General features: G+C 60.9%; 18 protein-coding genes. 9 read left to right on the forward strand and 9 right to left on the reverse strand.

Features of this window, described 5'->3' with window-relative positions:
* The first annotated feature begins 13 nt into the window (after positions 1-13).
* Both BV911_RS04695 and BV911_RS04700 read left to right on the forward strand, forming a co-directional pair.
* Complete coding sequence (locus tag BV911_RS04695; RefSeq protein WP_086052434.1) at positions 14-2,257, forward strand: glycoside hydrolase family 3 N-terminal domain-containing protein; 2,244 nt, start codon at positions 14-16, stop codon at positions 2,255-2,257.
* Positions 2,245-3,507, forward strand: a complete 1,263-nt coding sequence (locus BV911_RS04700) for a glucoamylase family protein (RefSeq protein ID WP_086052435.1) — start codon at positions 2,245-2,247, stop codon at positions 3,505-3,507. Before BV911_RS04695 ends, BV911_RS04700 begins: the two co-directional genes overlap by 13 nt.
* Here BV911_RS04700 and BV911_RS04705 read toward each other — a convergent pair.
* Positions 3,471-4,805, reverse strand: coding sequence for a glycoside hydrolase family 15 protein (locus BV911_RS04705; protein ID WP_168183976.1), 1,335 nt, complete (start codon positions 4,803-4,805; stop codon positions 3,471-3,473). The genes BV911_RS04700 and BV911_RS04705 overlap by 37 nt on opposite strands.
* A 259-nt stretch (positions 4,806-5,064) precedes the next feature.
* On the opposite strand from BV911_RS04705, the gene BV911_RS04710 reads away from it, so the two are divergent.
* From BV911_RS04710 to aroQ, 4 genes are all read left to right on the forward strand, one after another.
* Positions 5,065-5,499, forward strand: coding sequence for a universal stress protein (locus BV911_RS04710; protein WP_086052437.1), 435 nt, complete (start codon positions 5,065-5,067; stop codon positions 5,497-5,499).
* Between the two features lie 22 nt (positions 5,500-5,521).
* Positions 5,522-7,066, forward strand: a complete 1,545-nt coding sequence (locus BV911_RS04715) for a sodium:alanine symporter family protein (protein ID WP_168183977.1) — start codon at positions 5,522-5,524, stop codon at positions 7,064-7,066.
* A 335-nt stretch (positions 7,067-7,401) separates the two neighbouring features.
* Positions 7,402-8,802 (forward strand): amidase, encoded by a 1,401-nt coding sequence (locus tag BV911_RS04720; RefSeq protein ID WP_086052439.1) that lies wholly within the window; start codon positions 7,402-7,404, stop codon positions 8,800-8,802.
* A gap of 51 nt (positions 8,803-8,853) precedes the next feature.
* Positions 8,854-9,294 (forward strand): type II 3-dehydroquinate dehydratase, encoded by a 441-nt coding sequence (aroQ, locus tag BV911_RS04725; RefSeq protein ID WP_086052440.1) that lies wholly within the window; start codon positions 8,854-8,856, stop codon positions 9,292-9,294.
* Between the two features lie 152 nt (positions 9,295-9,446).
* Here aroQ and BV911_RS04730 read toward each other — a convergent pair whose 3' ends face one another.
* The 5 genes from BV911_RS04730 to BV911_RS19115 all read right to left on the reverse strand — a co-directional run bounded on the left by BV911_RS04730 (position 9,447) and on the right by BV911_RS19115 (position 16,039).
* On the reverse strand, positions 9,447-10,823 hold the full coding sequence (locus BV911_RS04730) for a TRAP transporter large permease (protein WP_086052441.1): 1,377 nt from the start codon (positions 10,821-10,823) through the stop codon (positions 9,447-9,449).
* A 3-nt stretch (positions 10,824-10,826) separates the two neighbouring features.
* Positions 10,827-11,450, reverse strand: a complete 624-nt coding sequence (locus tag BV911_RS04735; RefSeq protein ID WP_086052442.1) for a TRAP transporter small permease — start codon at positions 11,448-11,450, stop codon at positions 10,827-10,829.
* 151 nt (positions 11,451-11,601) lie between these two features.
* Positions 11,602-12,609 carry a DctP family TRAP transporter solute-binding subunit gene (locus BV911_RS04740; protein ID WP_086052443.1) on the reverse strand — a complete coding sequence of 336 codons (1,008 nt, stop codon included), beginning with the start codon at positions 12,607-12,609 and terminating at the stop codon, positions 11,602-11,604.
* Between the two features lie 221 nt (positions 12,610-12,830).
* Positions 12,831-14,162, reverse strand: coding sequence for a sigma-54 dependent transcriptional regulator (locus BV911_RS04745; protein ID WP_086052444.1), 1,332 nt, complete (start codon positions 14,160-14,162; stop codon positions 12,831-12,833).
* Positions 14,159-16,039 carry an ATP-binding protein gene (locus BV911_RS19115; RefSeq protein ID WP_168183978.1) on the reverse strand — a complete coding sequence of 627 codons (1,881 nt, stop codon included), beginning with the start codon at positions 16,037-16,039 and terminating at the stop codon, positions 14,159-14,161. Before BV911_RS19115 ends, BV911_RS04745 begins: the two co-directional genes overlap by 4 nt.
* Positions 16,040-16,357: 318 nt before the next feature.
* On the opposite strand from BV911_RS19115, the gene BV911_RS19120 reads away from it, so the two are divergent.
* Complete coding sequence (locus tag BV911_RS19120; RefSeq protein WP_139840032.1) at positions 16,358-17,782, forward strand: FAD-binding oxidoreductase; 1,425 nt, start codon at positions 16,358-16,360, stop codon at positions 17,780-17,782.
* Positions 17,783-17,968: 186 nt separating this feature from the next.
* Positions 17,969-18,175 (forward strand): cold-shock protein, encoded by a 207-nt coding sequence (locus tag BV911_RS04755; protein WP_086052446.1) that lies wholly within the window; start codon positions 17,969-17,971, stop codon positions 18,173-18,175.
* Positions 18,176-18,263: 88 nt separating this feature from the next.
* Here the strand turns inward: BV911_RS04755 and BV911_RS04760 are convergent, their stop codons facing one another.
* Entirely contained in the window at positions 18,264-19,163 is a 900-nt protein-coding gene (locus tag BV911_RS04760) for an SMP-30/gluconolactonase/LRE family protein (RefSeq protein WP_086052447.1), read from the reverse strand.
* Between the two features lie 223 nt (positions 19,164-19,386).
* Between BV911_RS04760 and BV911_RS04765 the strand changes: the two genes are divergently transcribed.
* Positions 19,387-20,160: an SDR family oxidoreductase gene (locus tag BV911_RS04765; RefSeq protein WP_086052448.1), complete on the forward strand. Its 774-nt coding sequence runs from the start codon at positions 19,387-19,389 to the stop codon at positions 20,158-20,160.
* A gap of 7 nt (positions 20,161-20,167) precedes the next feature.
* Here the strand turns inward: BV911_RS04765 and BV911_RS04770 are convergent, their stop codons facing one another.
* On the reverse strand, positions 20,168-20,575 hold the full coding sequence (locus tag BV911_RS04770; protein ID WP_086052449.1) for an ACT domain-containing protein: 408 nt from the start codon (positions 20,573-20,575) through the stop codon (positions 20,168-20,170).
* Positions 20,572-20,922, reverse strand: coding sequence for a four-carbon acid sugar kinase family protein (locus BV911_RS04775; protein ID WP_086052450.1), 351 nt, complete (start codon positions 20,920-20,922; stop codon positions 20,572-20,574). The genes BV911_RS04770 and BV911_RS04775 overlap by 4 nt, the downstream gene beginning before the upstream one ends.
* Positions 20,923-20,933 lie beyond the last annotated feature (11 nt).

Genomic DNA, 20,933 nt, shown 5'->3' on the forward strand with positions numbered 1-20,933 from the left:
CAGAGTTCTTTTTATGGTTGATCCCAAGGCGCTGTTGGCGCGCATGACGCTGTCCGAGAAAATCGGGCAGCTCAATCTTTTGGCGGCAGGTGAAGGCCTTGCGACCGGGGCAGGTGGCCCCACCACCCTCGGCACCCGGCTTGATACCGGGATGATTGGGGCCATCTTCGGGACCAAATCGCTGGCCTCGGCCCGGGCGATGCAGGAGCGGGCGCTGGACGGGTCGCGCCTGGCCATTCCGCTGTTTTTTGCCGAGGACGTGATTCATGGTCACCGCACGGTGTTTCCGCTGCCGGTGGCGTTGGCCTCTAGCTGGAACATGGGGCTGATCGAGGACACCGCAGCCTTTGCCGCTGCCGAAGCTGCCGCCGAAGGGTTGCACCAAGTGTATGCGCCGATGATTGACGTGACGCGGGATCCGCGCTGGGGCCGGGTTGCCGAAAGCCCGGGCGAGGATCCGTATCTGGCTGCGCGGGTGGCGGTGGCCATGACTGCGGGGTTGCAGGGCGACGATCCCGCCGGTCCCGGGCGGGTTGCGGCGTGCCTCAAGCATTTCGTGGCCTATGGCGCGCCGCTGAGCGGACGGGATTATGACAACGCGTCGCTGGCTTGGGAGGATCTGCTGGGTCTGTATTTGCCCCCGTTCGAGGCCGGTTTGGCGGCCGGTGCGGCGTCGGTCATGGCCGCCTTCAACGCAGTCAACAAAGTGCCGATGCATGCCAATGGTGATTTGATCGAGGGATGGCTGCGCGGGAAACAGGGTTTCGACGGGCTGGTCGTCTCGGATTATACTGGTGTGGCGGAACTGACCGCCCACGGCCTTGGCAGTGGCCCGGCCATCGTGGCGCGGGCGCTGCATGCCGGGATCGATATGGATATGGTGGGCGAAAGCTATCTGGCCGAACTGCCGGAACTGGCGGCTTCGGGGCTGGATGCGCCGGATTGCGGCCTTTGCCTATCTGCCGAATCCATCGTCACCTTGATTGATCGCGCCTGCCTGCGGGTGCTGACATTCAAGGCGCGCCTTGGGTTGCTCGACAATCCTTATCGCGGGCTGGATGGGGCAGTGCCCGCGCCGGACCGGATTAAAGGCCGGGCGTTGGCCCGTCGTGCGGCGGCGCAAAGCGCGGTTCTGCTGAAAAATGATGGGGTCCTGCCCTTGCCCGCCGAGGGTCGAATAGCTCTGATCGGGCCATTCTCGGACGATCGCACCAACATGCTGGGCACTTGGGCGGTTTCTGCTGATGCGCGCGAGGTGACGACCCTGCACGAGGCGATTGCCAGCCGGACTGGGGTGCAGGTCACGACGGCACGCGGTGCGAATGTTGTCGATGTCCCGTGGTTGGCCGACCGCTTGAACGTGCATGGACCCACCGTGGAGATTGATCCGCGTGATCCTGCCCAGATGATTGCCGAAGCAGTGACGGCCGCCCGTGCCGCCGATGTGGTGATCTTGGCAATTGGCGAGGCCAAGGAACATGCGGGCGAATCGTCGTCCCGGCTGATGCCCGACATTCCCGCGCCGCAGCGCCGGTTGTTGGCGGCGCTGGCCGAGACCGGCACGCCGTTGGTGGTGGTGGTCTTCGCCGGGCGTCCGCTGGCGCTTGGCAGTGCGACCGCCGCTGCCGACGCGTTGCTTTATGCGTGGCACGGGGGCACCGCCGGACCCGAAGGGGTGGCAGATGTGCTGTTTGGCGATGAGGCCCCCTCGGCGCGGTTGTCGGTCAGCCTGCCAGCTCATCCCGGTGAAGGCCCGCTGAGCTATGCCGCCGAAACCACCGGGCGACCCAATCGAGGCCGGTTTGAAAAGTTCCGCACCGGTTGGCTTGATCTTGATGACGCCGATGCCGCCGCCGCGTTTCCGTTCGGCTTTGGCTTGGGCTACGGTTCGGTCCGCTACGGTGCGCCGGTTCTGTCGGCCCCGACCGCCACCGGGCAGGAGGGTGAGGTTACCTTGACGGTCGCGGTCACCAATGACGGCGACCGGGCCACTGTCGAAACGGTCCAGCTCTATCTGTCCGATCCGGTGGCGCGGATCACCCGCCCGGCCCGGATGTTGATCGATTTCCGGCAGGTCGCGCTGGCGCCGGGCGAGACGGCCTCGGTTCCGTTCACGGTCACCTGCGATCAGATCAGCTATCCCTTGGCGCCATCAATGGATTTGGCGCAGCAGGTCTGGGACCCTGGGGTGATCCAGCTTCATGTGGGGCCCAATAGCCGCGACACCCAAATGGCAGAGCTGACATGGCTGGCGTGATCCGGGGCTTGGACGATGCGGCGCTGCGCGATCGGGTGGCCCAAGCCACGGCCAGCTACTTCACCGATTGGAGCCATCCCACCAGCGGCATGGCCCGCGAGCGGAGTGCCGGGGATTTCGGCTATGACATTGACGACACCGTCACCACCGGCGGCACCGGCTTTGGCCTGATGGCGCAGATCGTCGTCGCCGAGCGGGGTTGGCGGCCGCGTCGCGATTTGGCCGACCGGCTGTATCGCTTGGTGGACTATCTGGAAACCGCCGACCGCTTTCACGGGGTTTTTCCGCATTTTCTGTCCGGCAAGACCGGGCGCGTCATTGCGTTTTCTCCCGGTGATGTTGGCGGTGATCTGGTCGAAACCGCCTTTTTAATGACCGGCCTGCTGGCGGCCGCCCAGTACTTTTCGGAACTGTCCGATCTGGGCGTTCGGATCGAGGCGCTGTTCAACGCGGTGGAATGGACCGCCCATCTGCGCCAAGCCGATTGCGCGGTGATGTGGCATCGCCATCCGACCACCCCTTGGGCCGAGCACGCTCTGCCGATCCGCGGCTGGAACGAGGCGCTGCCGGTCTTTATCCTTGGCGCGGGATCGCCGACGCATCCGCTGCCGTCCCGGGCCTATCACGACAGTTGGGCCCGCGCGCCTGAATTTCTGAATGGCCAAAGCTATGACGGGATCGTCTTGCCGCTTGGACCGGACCGGGGCGGGCCGCTGTTTCTGTCGCAGTATCCGTTTCTCGGGATCGATCCACGCGGGCTGCGCGATGCCTATGCGGATTATGGTCAGCAGGCGCGGGCGCATGCGTTGGTCAATCGGGCGCATTGTTTGGCTAACCCGCATCACTGGACCGGCTATGGCCCGGACTGTTGGGGCCTGACCGCCAGTGATGACCCGGCCGGATATGCCGCCCATGCGCCGCATCATGACACCGGCACAATCACCCCGACCGCCGCGCTTGGCTCGTTCGCCTTTACTCCGGTCGAATCCATGCAGGCTTTGCGCCATTTCCATGACTGCCTTGGCGATCGGATCTGGGGCGAGGCGGGATTTGTCGATGCCTTCAATCTGGATCAGGACTGGATCGCCGAAAGCCGCCTTGCCATCGATCAGGCGCCGATTGTGATCGGCTTAGAAAATTACCGCTCGGGCCTGATCTGGCGCTTGGTCATGGCGCGGCCCGAAATTCGCAATGGTTTGGCGGCGCTGGGGTTTCAGGGCGATGGCCTGTCCAGTGCGGAGCTGTCCTGACATCGGGCGCAGGCCGCATCCCGCGCGGCGGCGGCGGCGATAAACGCGGCCGCGCTCCAGCTTAACTCAAGGCTTGAGGTCGGCGCGCCGCTTGACCGGTCGAATTGTTCGGGCAGGGCATCGCCGCTTGGTGCGACCTCGCGGATCAGGTCCATCCAGCCCTCGGCCTTGGCGAAGGCTGCGGTGTCCCCGGTTTGGGCCGCGATCCGGTAGTACAACTCGGCAAAGCCCAAGGTCACCGGATACCACGGATTGCCGCCGAAAAAGGCATCCTCGGCCCAACGCCCTATGGCAGGGACTGCCCGCCCCCGGTTGATCGGATAAAGCGACGCGCATTGCTGGGCCAGCGCCGCCGCTGTTCCCCTCGTGCGCGGCGCGGTTAGGGCAAAGGGCCCGTCGCCACGTCCGGCTTGCAAGATTGCCAGCACCGTGGCCGCATCCACCTGACCCGGCGCACCCTCAAGGCTTTCGATCCATGCGTCTTGGAGGGGGTCCGCCGCGCCCTCCATAAGGGTGATCAAACGCTTGGCAGCCGCAGTGCAGCGTGCGGCCAGTGCCGCGTCACCGTGTGCTGCCGACCACATCGCCCCACGGTCCAGCGCATCCCATTGCGCGATCAGGGTATAGCTGTGCCGCCGTGCGGGGGGCTCTTCCCATGGGCCAATGCAGGGTTGACCGGCATGGGCCAGAACATGCGCCAGATCGCGGGCAATCAGGCGGTCCGCATTCGGGCTGGATAGCGCGGGCAGGGCTGCTGTCACCGCCATGATCGCCGAGGCCCGCAAGGCCGGGCCGTCGAATTGCGGCGCGCTCCAGCGTTCGGAGTCGGGGCTGCCATCGGGGGCAAAGCGGGTCTCGTTCAGCCATGCCGCACCGGACAACAGACGCAATTCGGCCTCAGGGCGCAAAAATTGGCGGTGATCCGCGCGAGTGGTGGCAGCCAGAGGATTGGTTTTTGGCGCTGGCCGGGCCGGATCGGAAATGGCCAGAGAAAAGGTGACATGGTCGTGAAACGCTTGCACCCACCAGTCGTGCTCGGCCTCGGGGAGGTCCGCCAGAATGTCAGGCCAGACCCGGATGACGATTGCCGCATCGCGGATCCAGTGATGGAAATAATCCGGCTCGGGATCCCATGCGCTCATTCGCGGCGAGGCGAGGATTGACCCCGGAACCGGCCGGACCGTCCAGCCAAAACCTTGGCGGTGGCGTTCCAGATGTGTCGCGGAGACGGCGCCGCGCAGGGACCGGATCGCGCCGTCCCGCCGCGCCGTGATCCAAGGGGCCAGTCCTGCCGCCATATCTAACGCTCCGTTTCTATGTGGTCTGCGGGCTGTCCGCCCGCCGATCATGTCCTGTGATGATCGCGGCTGCAATCGCTGTGACCCGGCATCGGACGGCGGCGGGACCGCTGTGAATTTGGCGGGGCGAACACGATGGATGCCTTATTTTTGGACAAAAAAACCGCTTTCGGGCAGTTTTCTCTATTAATTTGCCAGCATTACGTCACAGTTCTGTTACCCAAAGTAATATTGGGGCCACAACAAGGGAATTGAATTTATGCCAAATACGATTGTCGCGGCCTATGATGGCAGCGCAGCAGCCGGGCGCGCTGTGGAGGTCGCCATCACCCGTGCCAGCGCGGCGGATGCCAAGTTGGTGATCGTCCACGTGTTGGAATGGTCGCCCTACAGCTTTCTCACACCCGAAGAAATTGAAGAGCGGCATGGCCGCCGGAAAGAAGAAATTAGCCGCGCCGAGGACACGATCCTGAAACCTCTGATTGCGGATCTGGCCAGAAAAGGCGTCACGGTCGAGGCCATGACCCGGTTCGGACATGTCGTGGAGACCTTGGTCAAAGTTGCCAGAGACGTCGGGGCGTCAGAAATCATTGTCGGCCGCACCGGGCAAACCGGATTTGCGGCCCGGATTTTCGGGTCCGTCGCAGGCTCGCTGGCGCAGATCGCACCGGTGCCATGCACCATTGTGCCCTGAACTCAACAGACAGGTAGATAGAATGATTCAACGTATGGACGCGCGCGCCCTGTCGATTGCAGCACTCTTGACGCTGCTTGCCGGCAGCGCCAGTGCGCAAACGATGGACGAAACCATCAATGGCATTTTTGCGGCCTCCACCGGGTGGTTCGTCAGTTTCATCTTCGCGCCGATTCCCGGCACAAATTTTGCTTGGATTGTGGCGTGGCTGGTGATCGCCGCCAGCATTTTCACCCTTTATTTCGGCTTCATTCAGTTCCGTGTGATCCGGCATTCGCTGCAACTGGTGCGGGGCGATTACTCCGATCCCGATGACGCCGGCGAAGTCAGCCATTTCCAAGCCTTGACCACGGCCCTGTCTGGCACTGTCGGCCTTGGGAATATCGCGGGCGTTGCGGTTGCGATCGGCATCGGCGGACCCGGAGCCACCTTCTGGATGATCCTTGCCGGTCTTCTGGGGATGGCGTCGAAATTTACCGAATGTACCCTCGGCGTTAAGTATCGCAACGAGTATCCCAATGGCATGGTGTCGGGTGGTCCGATGTATTACATGACCAAGGGTTTCGCGGAAAAGGGTGTCCCCGGCGGGCGGTTCTTGGCGATCTTGTTCTCGATCTTCTGTATCTTGGGCGCACTTGGCGGCGGCAATATGTTCCAAGCCAATCAGGCCCACCAGCAGTTGACCGGCGTCTTTGGTGACTATCCCGGCTGGATCACGGGCATCATCTTTGCGGCCATTGTCTTCATCGTAATCATCGGCGGGGTGAAATCCATCGCGCAGGTCACCGAGAAGATCGTGCCGTTTATGGGCATCCTCTATGTCGGCACGGCGTTGGTCATCATCTTGATGAACATCGGCAGCATCGGCTGGGCCTTCACCCAGATCTTTGAAGGCGCGTTCACCGATATGGGCATCACGGGCGGTGCGATAGGCGCATTGATCCAAGGCTTCCGCCGGGCGGCGTTCTCGAACGAAGCCGGGGTTGGCTCTGCAGCGATTGCCCACTCGGCCGTCCGCACCAAAGAGCCGATCACCGAAGGCTTTGTGTCGCTGCTGGAGCCGTTCATCGACACGGTCGTGATTTGTACCATGACGGCGCTGGTGATCATCTTTACCCAGCAGTTGATGATCGATCCTGAAACTGGTCTCTACATCATGAACGAGTCCGGAACCATTGCCACCATCGGCGATACCTCGGGCGTTGGTCTGACGTCGGCGGCATTTGGATCGGCGCTCAGCTGGTTCCCGTTCGTTCTGGTCATCGCGGTGGTGCTGTTCGCCTTTTCGACCATGATCTCGTGGTCTTATTACGGCATAAAAGCGTGGACCTATCTCTTCGGTGAAGGGGCGACGCAGGAACTGATCTTCAAGTTGATCTTTTGCTTCTTCGTGATTGTCGGTGCGTCGGCCAGTCTTGGTCCGGTTATCGACTTCTCGGATGCCGCGATCTTCGCTATGGCAGTGGTCAACATCGTTGCCCTTTATGTGCTGATGCCGGTGGTCAAGCGTGAGGTCAATTCCTACTTGAGACGCCTGAAATCCGGCGAAATCAAGAAGTACAGATAAATCCGGCCTTCGGGTCTCACCATAACCGGGCGGTCATCCGCCCGGTTTTTTTTATGCGCGACCGGTGCGGTAGGCGCCGCATCAACAGACAGAAATTTGCATCCCCACGCGATGCAAATCTGTGGCGCAATTTGGTCTCATCCGCTTAAAAGCGCTCAGAACACATGGATATGGCATTGAAACTGTCCCATAATCTTGCATGATGACGTAAGAACGGCCGCTGGTTTACAGATCGGATAGATGTTGTCCGTCGTAAGAGCGATATCTCAAGACGGATATCGCTTGGTCTACATAACGGTCGAAGAAGCTTTATGATCGCCCCGGAGTGACGCGGAATGAAACTTTCCCAATTCGATGCTACAGGCCTAGCGGCGCTGTTTTCTCAAGGCACCGCGACCCCGACCGAAGCGTTGGAGCAAGTTGAACAAGACATTGCGCGTCTGGACCCCAAGCTTGGCTGCTATAGTGCGAGAAATCCCATGGCGAAGGCCGAGGCGGCTGCGGCGACCGAACGCTGGCGCAACGGCGTAACACGCGGCCCGCTGGACGGGGTGCCGATTATTTTAAAGGATAATCTGGTGGCTGCGGGGATGCCTGCCGCGTGGGGAAATCGGACATTAGCGTCGCGCCGGTGTCACGTGGATGAAGGTCCTGTGGGCCGGCTGCGCGCAGCAGGTCTGGTGGTATTGGGCAAAGGAAATACGCCGGAATTTGCGGTCGAAGGCTATACGGACAATCTGACATTCGGGCCTACCCGGAACCCATTTGATGCTCGTTTGACACCGGGCGGGTCGTCGGGCGGAGTGGTGGCTGCGGTCGCCTCGGGGCTGGCTTGGGCCGGTCTGGGGACCGACGGCGGCGGGTCGATTCGGCGCCCTGCGGGCTATTGCGGACTGGTGGGGTTGAAGCCGGGCAAGGGGCGTGTGCCGCGCAGTGGCGGCTTGGCGCAAGTTCTGCTGGATTTTGAAGATGTCGGACCGATTGCCCGGTCTATGCGGGATGTGGCTTCGCTGGACAGCATCCTTTCTGGGCACCCCGTCCGGTCTGGGGCAGGTGGGCCGTTGCGGGTTCTGCTGGTGCCGCGGATGGGCGATGCGCCGTGCGATCCAGAGATCCTGACAGCGCTCAAGGCGGCAGCAGATGCGTTGGTCGATCTGGGTCATGACGTGACCGAAGCGGCATTTCCGCTGAACCTGACAGAGCTGAACCGTGCATGGCCGCGGATCGCCGAGATCGGCCTCGCCCGGTATTTCGCCGACGAGCCTGACGTGGCCGCCACAGCCGCCCCGAAATATCAAGAGATGGCCGCGCGTGGGGCGTCGGCACCGGCGACCGAGCTTTATCGCATTCTTGACCAGATCGCAGAACTGAGGGCCGCGGCCCCGCATCTGTTTGCAACTTGTGACGTCATCATGACCCCCACCGCCGCAGCCATGCCTTGGAATGCGACTGAAAGCTATCCCAGACAGATCAATGGTCTGGCTGTCGGTCCCCGCGGCTCGGCGGTTTATACCGGTTGGGTGAATGCGGCCGGGCTGCCGGCGCTGGCCATCCCTGCGCCCAGTGACGGCCTGCCGATCGGCGTGCAATTGGTGGGTCCGATGGACAGTGAAGCGCGGCTGATGACCTTGGGGGCCTCGCTGGAACGGCGCTTTGGCGGCTTTCGCTGGCCGGACCTGACCGGTGCCGACGCGCCGTTGGCATTGTCATCCGCATCGCAATGCGTAGGGTCTTAGAGCCCGGTGCCACCGGTCCTCGACCCTGACTTGTAACGGAACCCCGTCGCCATGACTAAGCTGATCACCATATTGAACGGACCCAATCTCAACTTGTTGGGGCAACGCCAGCCCGAGGTCTATGGCCACGCCACCCTCGACGATGTCGCCACAACCTGCGCTGCGGTCGCGGCAGAGGTCGGATTGACCTCACAGCTGCTGCAATCGAACCATGAAGGTCAAATCATCGATTGGATTCATGAGGCGCGTCTTAAGGCGGCTGGGATCATCATCAATCCGGCGGCGTTCACCCATACCTCGGTGGCGATCTTGGATGCCCTGAATGCCTATGATGGCCCCGTGCTTGAGGTCCACATCTCAAACGTCCACAAGCGGGAGGCTTTTCGCCATAAATCCTACGTATCGCTGCGGGCTGACGGGGTGATTGCCGGATTTGGGGTGGACGGCTATGCGCTGGCCATGCGCCGCATGGGCAGTTTGCTGGCCGACTAAACGCACAAAGGGCCATGCTGCCGCCTGATCATCCGGGGGCTGGCACCGCCGCTAAGACAAACAAAAACGGCGACGCAGGGGGACCTGTCGTCGCCGTTTCGTCGTATCAGTCCGTCCCGATGTGAGGGAGTATCGGGACGGACTGTACTGCGCTATCTGATGATCGTTTCCGGGCCCATGAAGGTCGTCGGCAACCATGTGGAGATGATCGGCACATAGGTGACGATGATCAGGAACAGGAACAGGATGCCGAGCCAAGGCAGGGCGGCGCGGACCACATGCATCATCGGCATGTTGGCCACGCTGGAGGTCACGAACAAGTTCAGACCGACCGGGGGCGTGATCATCCCGATCTCCATGTTCACGACCATGACGATGCCCAGATGGATCGGATCGATCCCCAGTTCGATGGCAATCGGAAAGACCAGCGGTGCCACGATGACCACAAGGCCCGAAGGTTCCATGAACTGACCGCCGATCAGCAGGATCACATTGACGATGATCAAGAACATGATGGGGCCGAAGCCCGCATCCAGCAGGGCGTTGGTGATCATCTGCGGGATCTGCTCATCCGTCAGCACGTGCTTCAGGATCAAGGCGTTGGCGATGATGAACATCAGCATCACCGTTACTTTGCCGGATTCGAACAGGGCCTTGCGGACGTCAGGATGCACGAATGCGGTCAGCAGGGCCCAAGGGCGGCGGTAGAGGGCGTGGTTTGGCTGCCCGTCAACCGTCGCCAGCGGCCCCATATCCCGATAGACGAAGTTGGCAATCAGGAAGGCATAGATCGCGGCCACGGCTGCGGCTTCGGTCGGGGTGAAAATCCCGCCATAGATTCCGCCCAGAATGATCACGATCAGGAACAGGCCCCAACCGGCATCCCGTGCCGAAGCGAACACCTCGCCCCAACCGGCCCAAGGTTGTGCAGGCAGATTTTTCCACCGGGCGGCGATATAGATCCCGATCATCAGCATCAGCCCGGCCAGAAGGCCCGGGATCACGCCCGCCAGGAACATCCGGCCAACCGACACATCGACCGAGGCCGCGTAGACCACCATGACGATGGAGGGCGGGATCAGGATGCCCAAGGTGCCGGCGTTACAGATCACACCTGCGGCAAAGTCTTTGGTATAGCCGACTTTGACCATGCCGGTGATGCAAATCGACCCGATGGCGACCACGGTTGCGGGCGAGGACCCGGACAGCGCCGCGAACAACATGCAGGCAAACACCGCCGCCATCGCCAGACCGCCGCGGAAATGCCCGACCATCGCCACGGCAAACCGGATGATCCGCGTCGCGACGCCGCCCGTCGACATAAAGGTCGAGGCCAGAATGAAGAACGGGATCGCAAGCAGGGTGTAATGGCCGGAAAACGCGTTGAACATCTGCTGGGCAACCGAGCCCAGTGACGTGTCGGAAAAGGCCAGCAGAAAGACGATAGAGGACAGCCCAAGGCTGACTGCAATCGGCACACCGATCAGCATCAGGCCAATGACCATCGCGAACAGAAGAACGACATCCATGACTTAGACCTCTTTCGCTTTGGCGGCCGCGTCTTCGACCAGATCTTCGGCTTCATGGCTGGCGATCAGCAATTCGGCGCGTCCGGTCCAGACATTCCAGCCCGCTTCGATAAAGCGGAAGGTCAGAAGGGCCATGCCGATGGGCAGAGCGGCGTAGGGGATGAACCGGGGCAGTTTTTCGTAGGCTTCGCCTTCGTTCATGATCGGCTCAATGAAGCGGAGCCAATCAAACATCAGAATATCGTTGACCTCGTACCACGCCTGTTTGCCGACGAACGGCGACCAATATTGCCACGACCCGATCAGCATCAGCCCCGCATAAATGATGCAGAATGCTGCGGCCACCAGCGTCACCCAACGGCGGGGGCCGGCCGGCAGAAGATTGACCACCGCATCGACACCCAACTGCCCGGTGATTTTCACCAGATACGAGGCCCCCAGCAAGACCAGCCAAGCAAACAGGAACACGGTGGCTTCCAAGGCCCAGAGGATGTTGGAGTTAAAGACGTAGCGGGCGATCACATTGGCGAAGGTGATGATGGTCATCATCCCGAGGATGACCGCGATCAGCGTTTCCTCAATGGTGTTGATGACCCGCCCCAGCGCCGTTTGCGGCGTGGCAGACATGGTAGGCTCCTCCCGGAAAAAACGGTGATGAGCTGCCCCTCGGGACTCCGGTGGCGGCTTCATGGGTCGATGGACTATCGGTTTTGGTTTAAATCAGGCGTTTACGCCCAAAGCGGGATGCGGGGGCTGTAACCGCCCCCGCATCCGCATTTTAGTTGGTCAGCTCGTTATAGGACACGGCGTTGTCGATCACGTCCTGACCAATGTCGCCGGCGAACTGCGCCCAGACCGGCTGCATCGCCTCGACCCACAGCGCGCGCTGTTCTGGGGTCAATTCGCGGACTTCCGCACCGGTGGCGATGATCGCCTGCTTGGAGGCCTCTTCCACCTCGGTGACAGCCGCATTCCGCTCAACCGTGACTTCCATCATGATAGTCGCCAGTTGATCGCGGACATCGTCGGGCAGACCATCCCACCATTCGGCGCCAACAACGACGAGGTAATCAAGAACCCCGTGATCGGTATTGGTGATGCCGTCCTGAACTTCGAAGTATTTCTGGCCATAGGTGTTGGACCATGTGTTCTCTTGGCCATCCACAACCCCGGTTTGCAGGGCGCCGTACACTTCCGAGAACGCCATCTTTTGCGGGTTCGCGCCGATGGCTTCGAACTGCGCCTGCAGCACGTCAGAGGCTTGGATGCGGAATTTCAGGCCTTCAGCATCGGCTGGGACCAAAAGCGGCGTGTTGGCGGACATCTGCTTCATGCCGGAATGCCAATAGGCCAACCCCTGAAGGCCTTTGCGCTGCATCGAGTCCAGCAGCGCCTGGCCATCGTCGGACATCTGATACGCGTCGACAACATTGATGTCACGGAACACGAAGGGTAGGTCGTACAGGCGGAATTTTTTGGTGAACGTCTCGAACTTGGACAAGGACGGCGCGGCCATCTGAACGTCGCCCAGCAGCATTGCTTCTAGAACCTTGTCGTCGTCGTAAAGGGTCGAGTTCGGAAAGACTTCGACGCAGGCCACGCCGTTCATTTCTTCGTTGACCCGGTCTGCGAACAGTTGCGCCGCGATCCCTTTGGGGTGCTTGTCGGTGTTGGTGACATGCGCAAATTTGATCAGGATCTCGCCATCTTCGCAGGCGGCGAACAGCGGTGCGGAAGTCAGGGCCAGCACACTTGCAGCGGCGGCCAGAGTGGTGCGAAACGTCATAAATTCCTCCAAAAGCAGTTTGTTGTCCAGACTCTTCGATCTGGTGTACGGCCTTTAAAAACGACCATGCACAACAAAGTCCCATCCCGTGCTCACTTGCAAGCAGTGCAGGGCAGTTATGCGAAAATTAGGGGGGCAGCCAAGGCCGGGTGTGTCAGCTTGCACCCAAAACCGGACAACAGATGGGTGAAGTTCGGATCATTCGGTGCCGCTGCCGGGGATTAGTCCCCAAAATCGTCCCGGCGCAGGCCGTGCTTTTGCATTTTTTCGTACAGCGTCTTGCGCGACAGACCGAGAGATTCGTAGGTCGCTTTCAAATTCCCGTCATTGGCCGACAGCGAAGCACATAGGACCTGTTTTTCAAACCGGTCGATTTGATCAGCAAGGCTCTGCCCGATTGTGTCGCTGCCGGGAAGGTCACTGTCGATGCCCAACACGTGGCGGTCGGCCGCGCTTTTCAACTCGCGCAGATTGCCGGGCCAATCCAGCCCAGACACTTGCATCAACCGCTCGGGCGCGACGGTGATCGGGTCACGGCGATAGCGTCGCGCCGCCAGCGAGACGAAATGCTGGAACAGCCGCGGCACGTCTTCGGGCCGTTCCCGCAAGGCCGGCAGGCGCAGTGTCACCGGGTTCAGACGATATAACAGATCGTCGCGGAATTGGCCGGTTTGGACCAGCCCTTCCAAAGCATCACGGGTTGACGCGATGAAGCGCACATTCAGATCGACCCGGTCACTGCTGCCCAAAGGTTCAATGGCGCGGTCTTTCAGGGTGCGCAACAGCTTGACCTGAACGGATAGGGGGGTCGATCCGATCTCATCCAGATACACCGTACCGCCACGCGCATGTTCCAGCCGACCGGTTCGGGCGCGGATTGCACCGGGAAAGGCCCCGGCGGTGTGGCCGAACAGTTCGGCCTCAAGGCTTGCGGCGGGCAGGGCGGCCAGATTGATGGCGACAAACGGTTTGTCACGGCGATCTGACAGGCCATGAATGGACCGCGCCACCAATTCCTTGCCTGTGCCGGTCTGGCCGACGATCAGCACATCAAGGTCAGTCTCTGCAGTGGCCCGCACCTTGCGGCGCAATTCTACAACTGCCGGAGCGCGCCCCAGCAGTTGACCATCCAGCGGATCGTCCGGCGGGCTGTCCGAGGTCATTGCCCGCAATTCTAGGGTCATCCGCCGCTTTTCGGCCGCGCGCAGGATCGACTGCCCGAGATGATCCATAGAGAAGGGCTTTTCGATGAAATCATAGGCCCCCTTGTTCAAGGCCTCGACTGCAAGCGGCACGTCGCCATGCCCGGTGATCAAGATTACCGGCTGGTCCGGATCAAGGGCAAGGGCGGCCTCTAAAAATTGCAGCCCGTCCATGCGCGGCATGCGAATGTCGCTGACGACCACACCGGGAAACTGCGGGCCGAGCCGGTCCAGCGCCCGATCCGCCCGGGCAAAGGCGGTGACCGTGTGGCCGCGCAGTTCCAGCGCCTGTTGCGCCGAAAGCCGGATATCTTCGTCGTCGTCGATCAGCAGAATAGGGCAGGCGGTCATTCGGCGGCGTCCTGTGTCAGGGCAGGGGCGGTCTGCAATGAGACCGTGAAGCGGGCACCGCCCTCGGGTCGGTTCTCGGCCCGCAATGCACCCTCAAAATCCTTAACGATGTTAAAACTGATCGACAGTCCCAAACCCAACCCCTTGCCAACGTCCTTGGTGGTGAAAAAGGGATCGAATATCCGCGGCAACACCTCGGGGGCAATCCCGTCGCCGTTGTCCTGAACCACAAGCATGATTTGATCGCGATCTTGCGTGATGTCGATGTCGATTTCAGGGCGACGCCCCTCTGGTACGGCGTCGAGGGCATTGCCCACCAAATTCATCATCACGTGCTGCAATCGGACCTGCCCCCCCAGAACCCAGAGGTCCTGATTGCCGGTGATCGTCACTTTGGCATCGGCCCGTTCCAGCCGCCCTTGTAGCAAGGCCAGCGTTTCGTTCAGGGTGTCCCGCAACGACACCCGTTCGACGGTGTCCTGAGACCGTCGGGCAAAGCGAGTCAGGTGCCGCGACAGCTGCGCCATCCGTTCGGTCAGCCGCTGGATGCGGGTCAGATTTTCGCGGGCTTTTTCTGTGGCCCCGGCATCGACAAAGGCCGCGGCGTTTTCGGCATAAGTGCGGATCGCCGTCAGCGGTTGATTGAATTCATGGGTCAGTGCCGCCGACATCTGCCCCAGAGCCGCCAGTTTCCCGGCTTGGATCAGTTCGGATTGCGATTGACGCAAACTGGCTTCGGCCGCGCGCCGCTCGCCCACTTCTGAGCGCAGTTTTTGATTGACGGCGCTCAGGTCGTGGGTGCGTTCAAGGACCCGTTGTTCCAGCACTGCTTGCATCCGCTCGCGCACGCGCAAATGCTCTAGCAACCGCTGCCGCCTCTGCCAGATCACGGTTGCCGTGGCGCAAATCGCCAAACCGCATGCCAGAAGCAGCAGTACCATGTACCACAGGCGATGATGCACCTCTGTCGTGTCCATCAACAGATGCAGCGTCCAACCTTCGGCCATCATCGGTTCGGTCAGATGGAGGAAAGCGCCGGTTTGCACTTCCGAGCGATCGGTCGGGGCGCGAACGACGGGCAGTTGATTGTCCAGCCAGCTTCCGATCTGGGTAATCGGCGCAGGTGTGATGACAGACAGGTCAAACTGCCGGGCCGTGGCAATTCGCAGTGCATCCTCCGGGTCGATCGGGGCCAGCGTGGTGAGGCGAAAGATCGGATTGCCCGACAGGATCACGACGCCGGACCCGTCGGACAGAAAGACCTGATAGGGGCTGAGGCGCAGGTCGCGTTCCAGCGCGTCGACCTCAATCTTGACCGTCATGACCCCAAGGGTGCGGTCGCCATCACGCACCGGGGCCGCGAAATAATAACCCCGTTGCCGGGTGCGCGTGCCCAGCCCGAAAAACCGTCCAAGTCGGCCTTCGGCGGCCTCGCGGAAATAGGGCCGAAAGCCGTAATTCATGCCTTTGAAACTGTCGCTGTCGGATTCGTTTGACGCGGCGACGGTCATCCCCGTCATATTCATCAGATAGGTCACCGAGGTTCCCGACGCGACATTCCAGATTTCCATCTCGGCTTGCAGGTCATCACGGGCCGCAGCATCCGACGGATCGCGCAACACCGCAAGAACCCGGGGGTCTCGGGCATAGATCGGGGCAAGCATGCGATATCGGTTCAGCCAGCCCCGGGTCATTTCGCCGTATAGATCAAGCGCCTCATAGCCATCTCGGGCCAATTCCAGGTGAAATGTCCGGGCCATCGCGCGGTACCCGACGACCGAGGACGCGGCCAGAAGCGCCGCCAAAAGGCCGATGACAAGCGCTGTGCGCGGCAGCGCTCTGGCGGTTACGCTGTCGGTTTTGGCAGTTTTGGGCATGTGAGGCGCCTTTCCGCCCCTATCTGACAGCGCCGGGCTGGTGCTGTCAAAGACCGGTATCGGGGTGGCGCAACTTTCACGCAAGAAAACCGCTTGCTTCCTGATCGCGTGCGGCTTGTTCTGTCCCGAGGGCCCCGATCTGCGGCTACACCGCCCTTCGATGCCCCGGCTGTGATGCCCGCGTTGTTCAGGACAGTCTTGCGATGGACGCCCGCGATAGGCCGCTGATTTTGTTAGGCGTTTTTGTGACTGTGGGTATACTTGGGACGCAAACCCGCCACAGACGCCTCGTCTCAAACCGAAAGTCGATTGCCTCAAATGACCGCTCTTGATGACCTTTCGCGCATTCTGGGCGCGGCCCATGTTCTGTCCGACCCTAAGGATGTCGCGCCCTATCTCACCGATTGGACGGGCGATTATCGGTCTGAGAGTTGCCTCGTTCTGCGACCCGGTTCGACAGACGAGGTCGCCGCAGTCATGGTATATTGCCACCGGGCGGGCCTGCAGGTCATCCCGCAAGGCGGCAATACCGGGTTGGTGGGCGGGGCTGTGGCCAGCGATGCGGTCCGCTGCGTGATCCTCAACCTTGGCAGGATGACCCGGATCCGGCAGATCGATGCGGCCAACCATACGTTGGCGGCAGATGCCGGGTGCATTGTGCAAACCCTCTGTGATGCCGCCGCCGCGCAGGACCGGCTGTTTCCGCTGTCGTTCGGGGCCATGGGGTCGGCGCAGATCGGGGGCGCGGTCTCGACCAATGCGGGTGGGCTGAACGTGCTGCGCTTTGGCATGGTGCGGGATTTGGTGCTGGGGTTGGAAGTGGTGCTGGTGGATGGCCAAGTGCTGAATCTGATGTCGGGTTTGCGCAAAGACAATCGCGGCATCGACCTGAAGCAAATGTTTATCGCGGCAGAAGGAACCTTGGGCATCATCACCGGGGTGACGGTGAAGCTGTTCCCCCAGCATACCTCCGAAGAGACGGCCTTTGTGGCCCTGCGGGATCTGGACGCCGCGATCGCCTTGTTCGGGCAGGCGCGTGCCCATTGCGCCGATCTGTTGACCGCGTTCGAACTGATCCCGCAGGCCTGTATTGATCTTGGACTGGCTTATCAGTCCGATCTCCGCGCGCCTCTGGCCGAACGTCATGACTATTATGTCTTGTTGAAACTCAGCTGTTCCGGACCGATCGATCTGCGCGAGCTGACTGAACAGTTCATCGCCTCTGCCATGGAGGAGGGGCTTGTCGTCGACGGCACCCTTGCCAGCAACGGCCAGCAATCTGCCGCGATGTGGGCCATCCGCGAGGCGTTGGTGCTGGCGCAGGCCCCGGTGGAACGGCATCTGCGCACCGATGTCTCGGTCCGGGTGGCCGACATCCCGGCCTTCATTCGCGCCGCGGATGCGGCAATGGCAGACGCGGCGCCAGAATGGAAACGACTGGCCTATGGCCACATCGGCGACGGCAATGTGCACTACAATATGTTGCCGCCAGAGACGCTGGCGATTGACGGCCGATGCAGGATGATTCCGGTGTTGCTGAACCGGCTTTACGACGTGCTTGACGGGTTCGATGGCAGCTTGAGCGCCGAGCATGGGATTGGCAGAACGCGGCGCCAAGCCTATAGAGACCATGCCGATCCTGCGGTCCTTGCGCTTTCGGCGGCGATCAAGGCGCTGATGGATCCGGACGGCACCCTGAACCCCGGTTCCCTGTTTTTATCGGCCCAAGATGCGCCCCGGTGATTAAGAGGCTGAAGGCAATGTCACGAGACGCTTGCAAATCTCGTGCTGGCGCTTTATAGACGTCGAGTGGAGTTGTCTTTCACCGAATCTTCCGACGCTTCGTGCAGGTAGAATGTTTCAGAATTAGACCGCACTGCAAGACGTTCACAGGCATATTGCCTGTGTCAATTATTCGGAGATACACGGATGGCCAACGGCACCGTAAAATGGTTCAACTCTACTAAAGGCTTCGGCTTTATCGCACCCGACAATGGCGGCAACGATGTGTTTGTACACATTTCCGCAGTTGAGCGCGCTGGTCTGACCGGCCTCAAGGACAACCAAAAGGTGTCCTATGAGCTGGAAACCGGTCGTGACGGCAAGCAGTCGGCTGGCGATCTGGCCCTCCTCTGAGGACATCTGACGGTTTTCCGTCAGAAGAATGAATTTGGGAATGGCGGCCGGATCACCGAGCCGCCATTTTTGTTATGTCAGGCCAAGATTATGGCCACTGCACGCCTCTGCGATTCAGCGCGACCGCGTAAAGGCTGGTGGTGCCGGTAATGAAAAGCTGGTGCTTGCCCCGTCCGCCGAAACACACATTCGAGACGATTTCTGGAGTCAAGATTTTGCCCATCAGGTGACCGTCTGGGGCGATGCAGTGCACGCCATCCCCAGCCGAGGTCCAGATGTTTCCGTCGGTATCCACCCGGAACCCGTCCGACGCGCCGGTGTCGACCACATGAAACACCGCGCCGCCACTTAAATCGCCATCATCCGAGCAATCGAAGACCCGCATGTGTTTGGGATCGTCGGTGAACATCCGGCCAGTATCGGCGACGTAAAGCTTGGCCTCGTCCGGCGAAAAGGCAAGGCCGTTGGGACAGTTCGCGTCATCCACCTTGACCTCGATCGCCCCTGTTGCGGGATCCACACGATAGAGGTTGCAGGGCAATTCTTGTTCGGATTTATGGCCTTCGTAATCAGAGCCGATGCCATAATGTGGGTCTGTAAACCAGATCGACCCGTCGGATTTCACCACCACATCATTGGGCGAATTCAGGCGCTTGCCTTGGAAACTATCGGCGATCACCGTGATGGAGCCGTCAAGTTCTGTCCGGGTAACCCGGCGTGTGCCATGCTCGCAGGAAATGAGACGGCCCTGACGGTCGCGGGTGTGGCCATTGGTGAAATTAGATGGCTCGCGGTAGGTGCTAAGCCCCGAGCCGGGTGTCCAGCGCAGGATCCGGTTGTTGGGGATGTCGGAAAATAACAGGCAATTTGCGTCTCCGAACCAAACCGGGCCTTCGGTCCAGTCGAACCCGGTCGCCAGTTGCTTGACCGGTGCATTGAACAGCACATAGGATTGAAAAATGGGGTCAATAATCTGGAAAAATGACATAAACGTCTCCCTTGTCGCTGACCTGCCGGTCTATGGTGGGTCACAGGTGGCGCCGGCTTCGATCGCGGGCAATCTCGGCGTTGTGTTCGTTGGCGTCAACCGTCTTGATCGGGCGCAGCAGGGGGCCTGCTGGATCAAGGAATGATCCTTGACGCCGAATGATACCGATAACATAACGACCGGAAGCCGGAATTGCCGGGCGACGCAAACGGGAGGACACAACATGGCTGAGTCTCAGGAATTGTTCAATCTGACCGGACGGCGGGCTCTGATCACGGGGTCGTCGCAAGGGATCGGCTTCGCGCTTGCCCGTGGGTTGATGCAGGCCGGGGCCGAGATTGTCCTGAATGGCCGCGATTCCGACAAGCTGTCGACCGCAGCTGCCACGCTGCGATCCGAAGGCGGTGTGATCCATGAGTTGCCGTTCGACGCCACCGATCATGCCGCTGTGCGGGCTGCCGTCGACGGTTTCGAAGCGGCCTCCGGCGCCATCGATATTCTGGTGAACAATGCCGGAATGCAGCACCGGGCCGAATTGCAGGATTTTCCACCCGAGGCGTTCGAGAAACTGCTTCAGACCAACATTGCGTCGGTCTTTCACGTCGGGCAGGCGGTGTCGCGCCACATGATTGCCCGGGGCGCGGGTAAGATCATCAATATCGCATCGGTGCAAACTGCACTCGCGCGGCCCGGGATCGCGCCCTATACCGCCACCAAAGGCGCGGTCGGCAATCTGACCAAAGGCATGGCGACCGATTGGGCGAAATATGGACTTCAGTGCAATGCCATTGCGCCGGGCTATTTTGACACGCCACTCAACGCTGCGCTGGTTGCCGATCCGACCTTCAGTGCTTGGCTGGAAAAACGCACCCCTGCGGGTCGTTGGGGCAATGTCGATGAATTGGTCGGTGCGTGTGTGTTCCTGAGCGCGCCAGCCTCAAGCTTTGTGAACGGTCATATCTTGTATGTCGACGGTGGCATCACGGCCTCGCTTTAGGCAGTTCCTAGGCTGGGCCGGTCGATTGGGCGAGATCGCGTAGGATTTCCAGTGCCTCGTCCTGACGTCCATCCGGCACGAATAGGTGGTCATGGAAATAACCTGAGACCGGGTTCACGCCGATGCCGCCTTGCGCCAGCGCCTGTGTGATCCGGGCCAGAAATCCAACGGCGGCAAGCGAGGAATGCACCTGCAAGGTGATCATCCGGCAAGGAAAGTCCCAGGTCATCCCCTGCGCCTCTGCGGTGTCTTTCGGGACAATGACCGTGGTTCCCTCGGCCTCTCGGCAGGTCATCACAGGGTCCAGACCCGCAGGAACGATCCCGTCCGCTACGGTCGCAAAAACAAAGAGACCGCCCACCAAGTCGGCGGACATGGTACGCAACAATTTGGTGAGGTCTGTTTCTCCGGTCATGGCCGTCCTTCCATCAGGGCAAATGTTTTATCGAAACATACTAGTGTTCCGAAATTGCCAGCACGCGTCGAATCGAAGGTCGAGCAATACTTGAATTCGATCTGGCGGCAACCTTGCGCCAACAACCAGTCCAAGGCCGCACAAGCATCGTCTATGGCTTGTTGCCCCGCGACCGAACGACCTTTCAGCGAAACTCCACCCGCGTCTATTTCTGAAGGCGCGTCGGTTCTCGGAACCTCCGGACATTGCGCCGTCCGCAGCCCGCCGTCAGGCGTTACGCCCCTGACCAGCATGTTGGCGTTGTCGCGCGATTTTATATAGTCGTCCGCACTCACACCCATCAGCATCTCAGACCTCC

Source organism: Pseudoruegeria sp. SK021, from assembly GCF_002119405.1.
In the GTDB taxonomy this organism is placed as follows: Bacteria; Pseudomonadota; Alphaproteobacteria; order Rhodobacterales; family Rhodobacteraceae; genus Meridianimarinicoccus.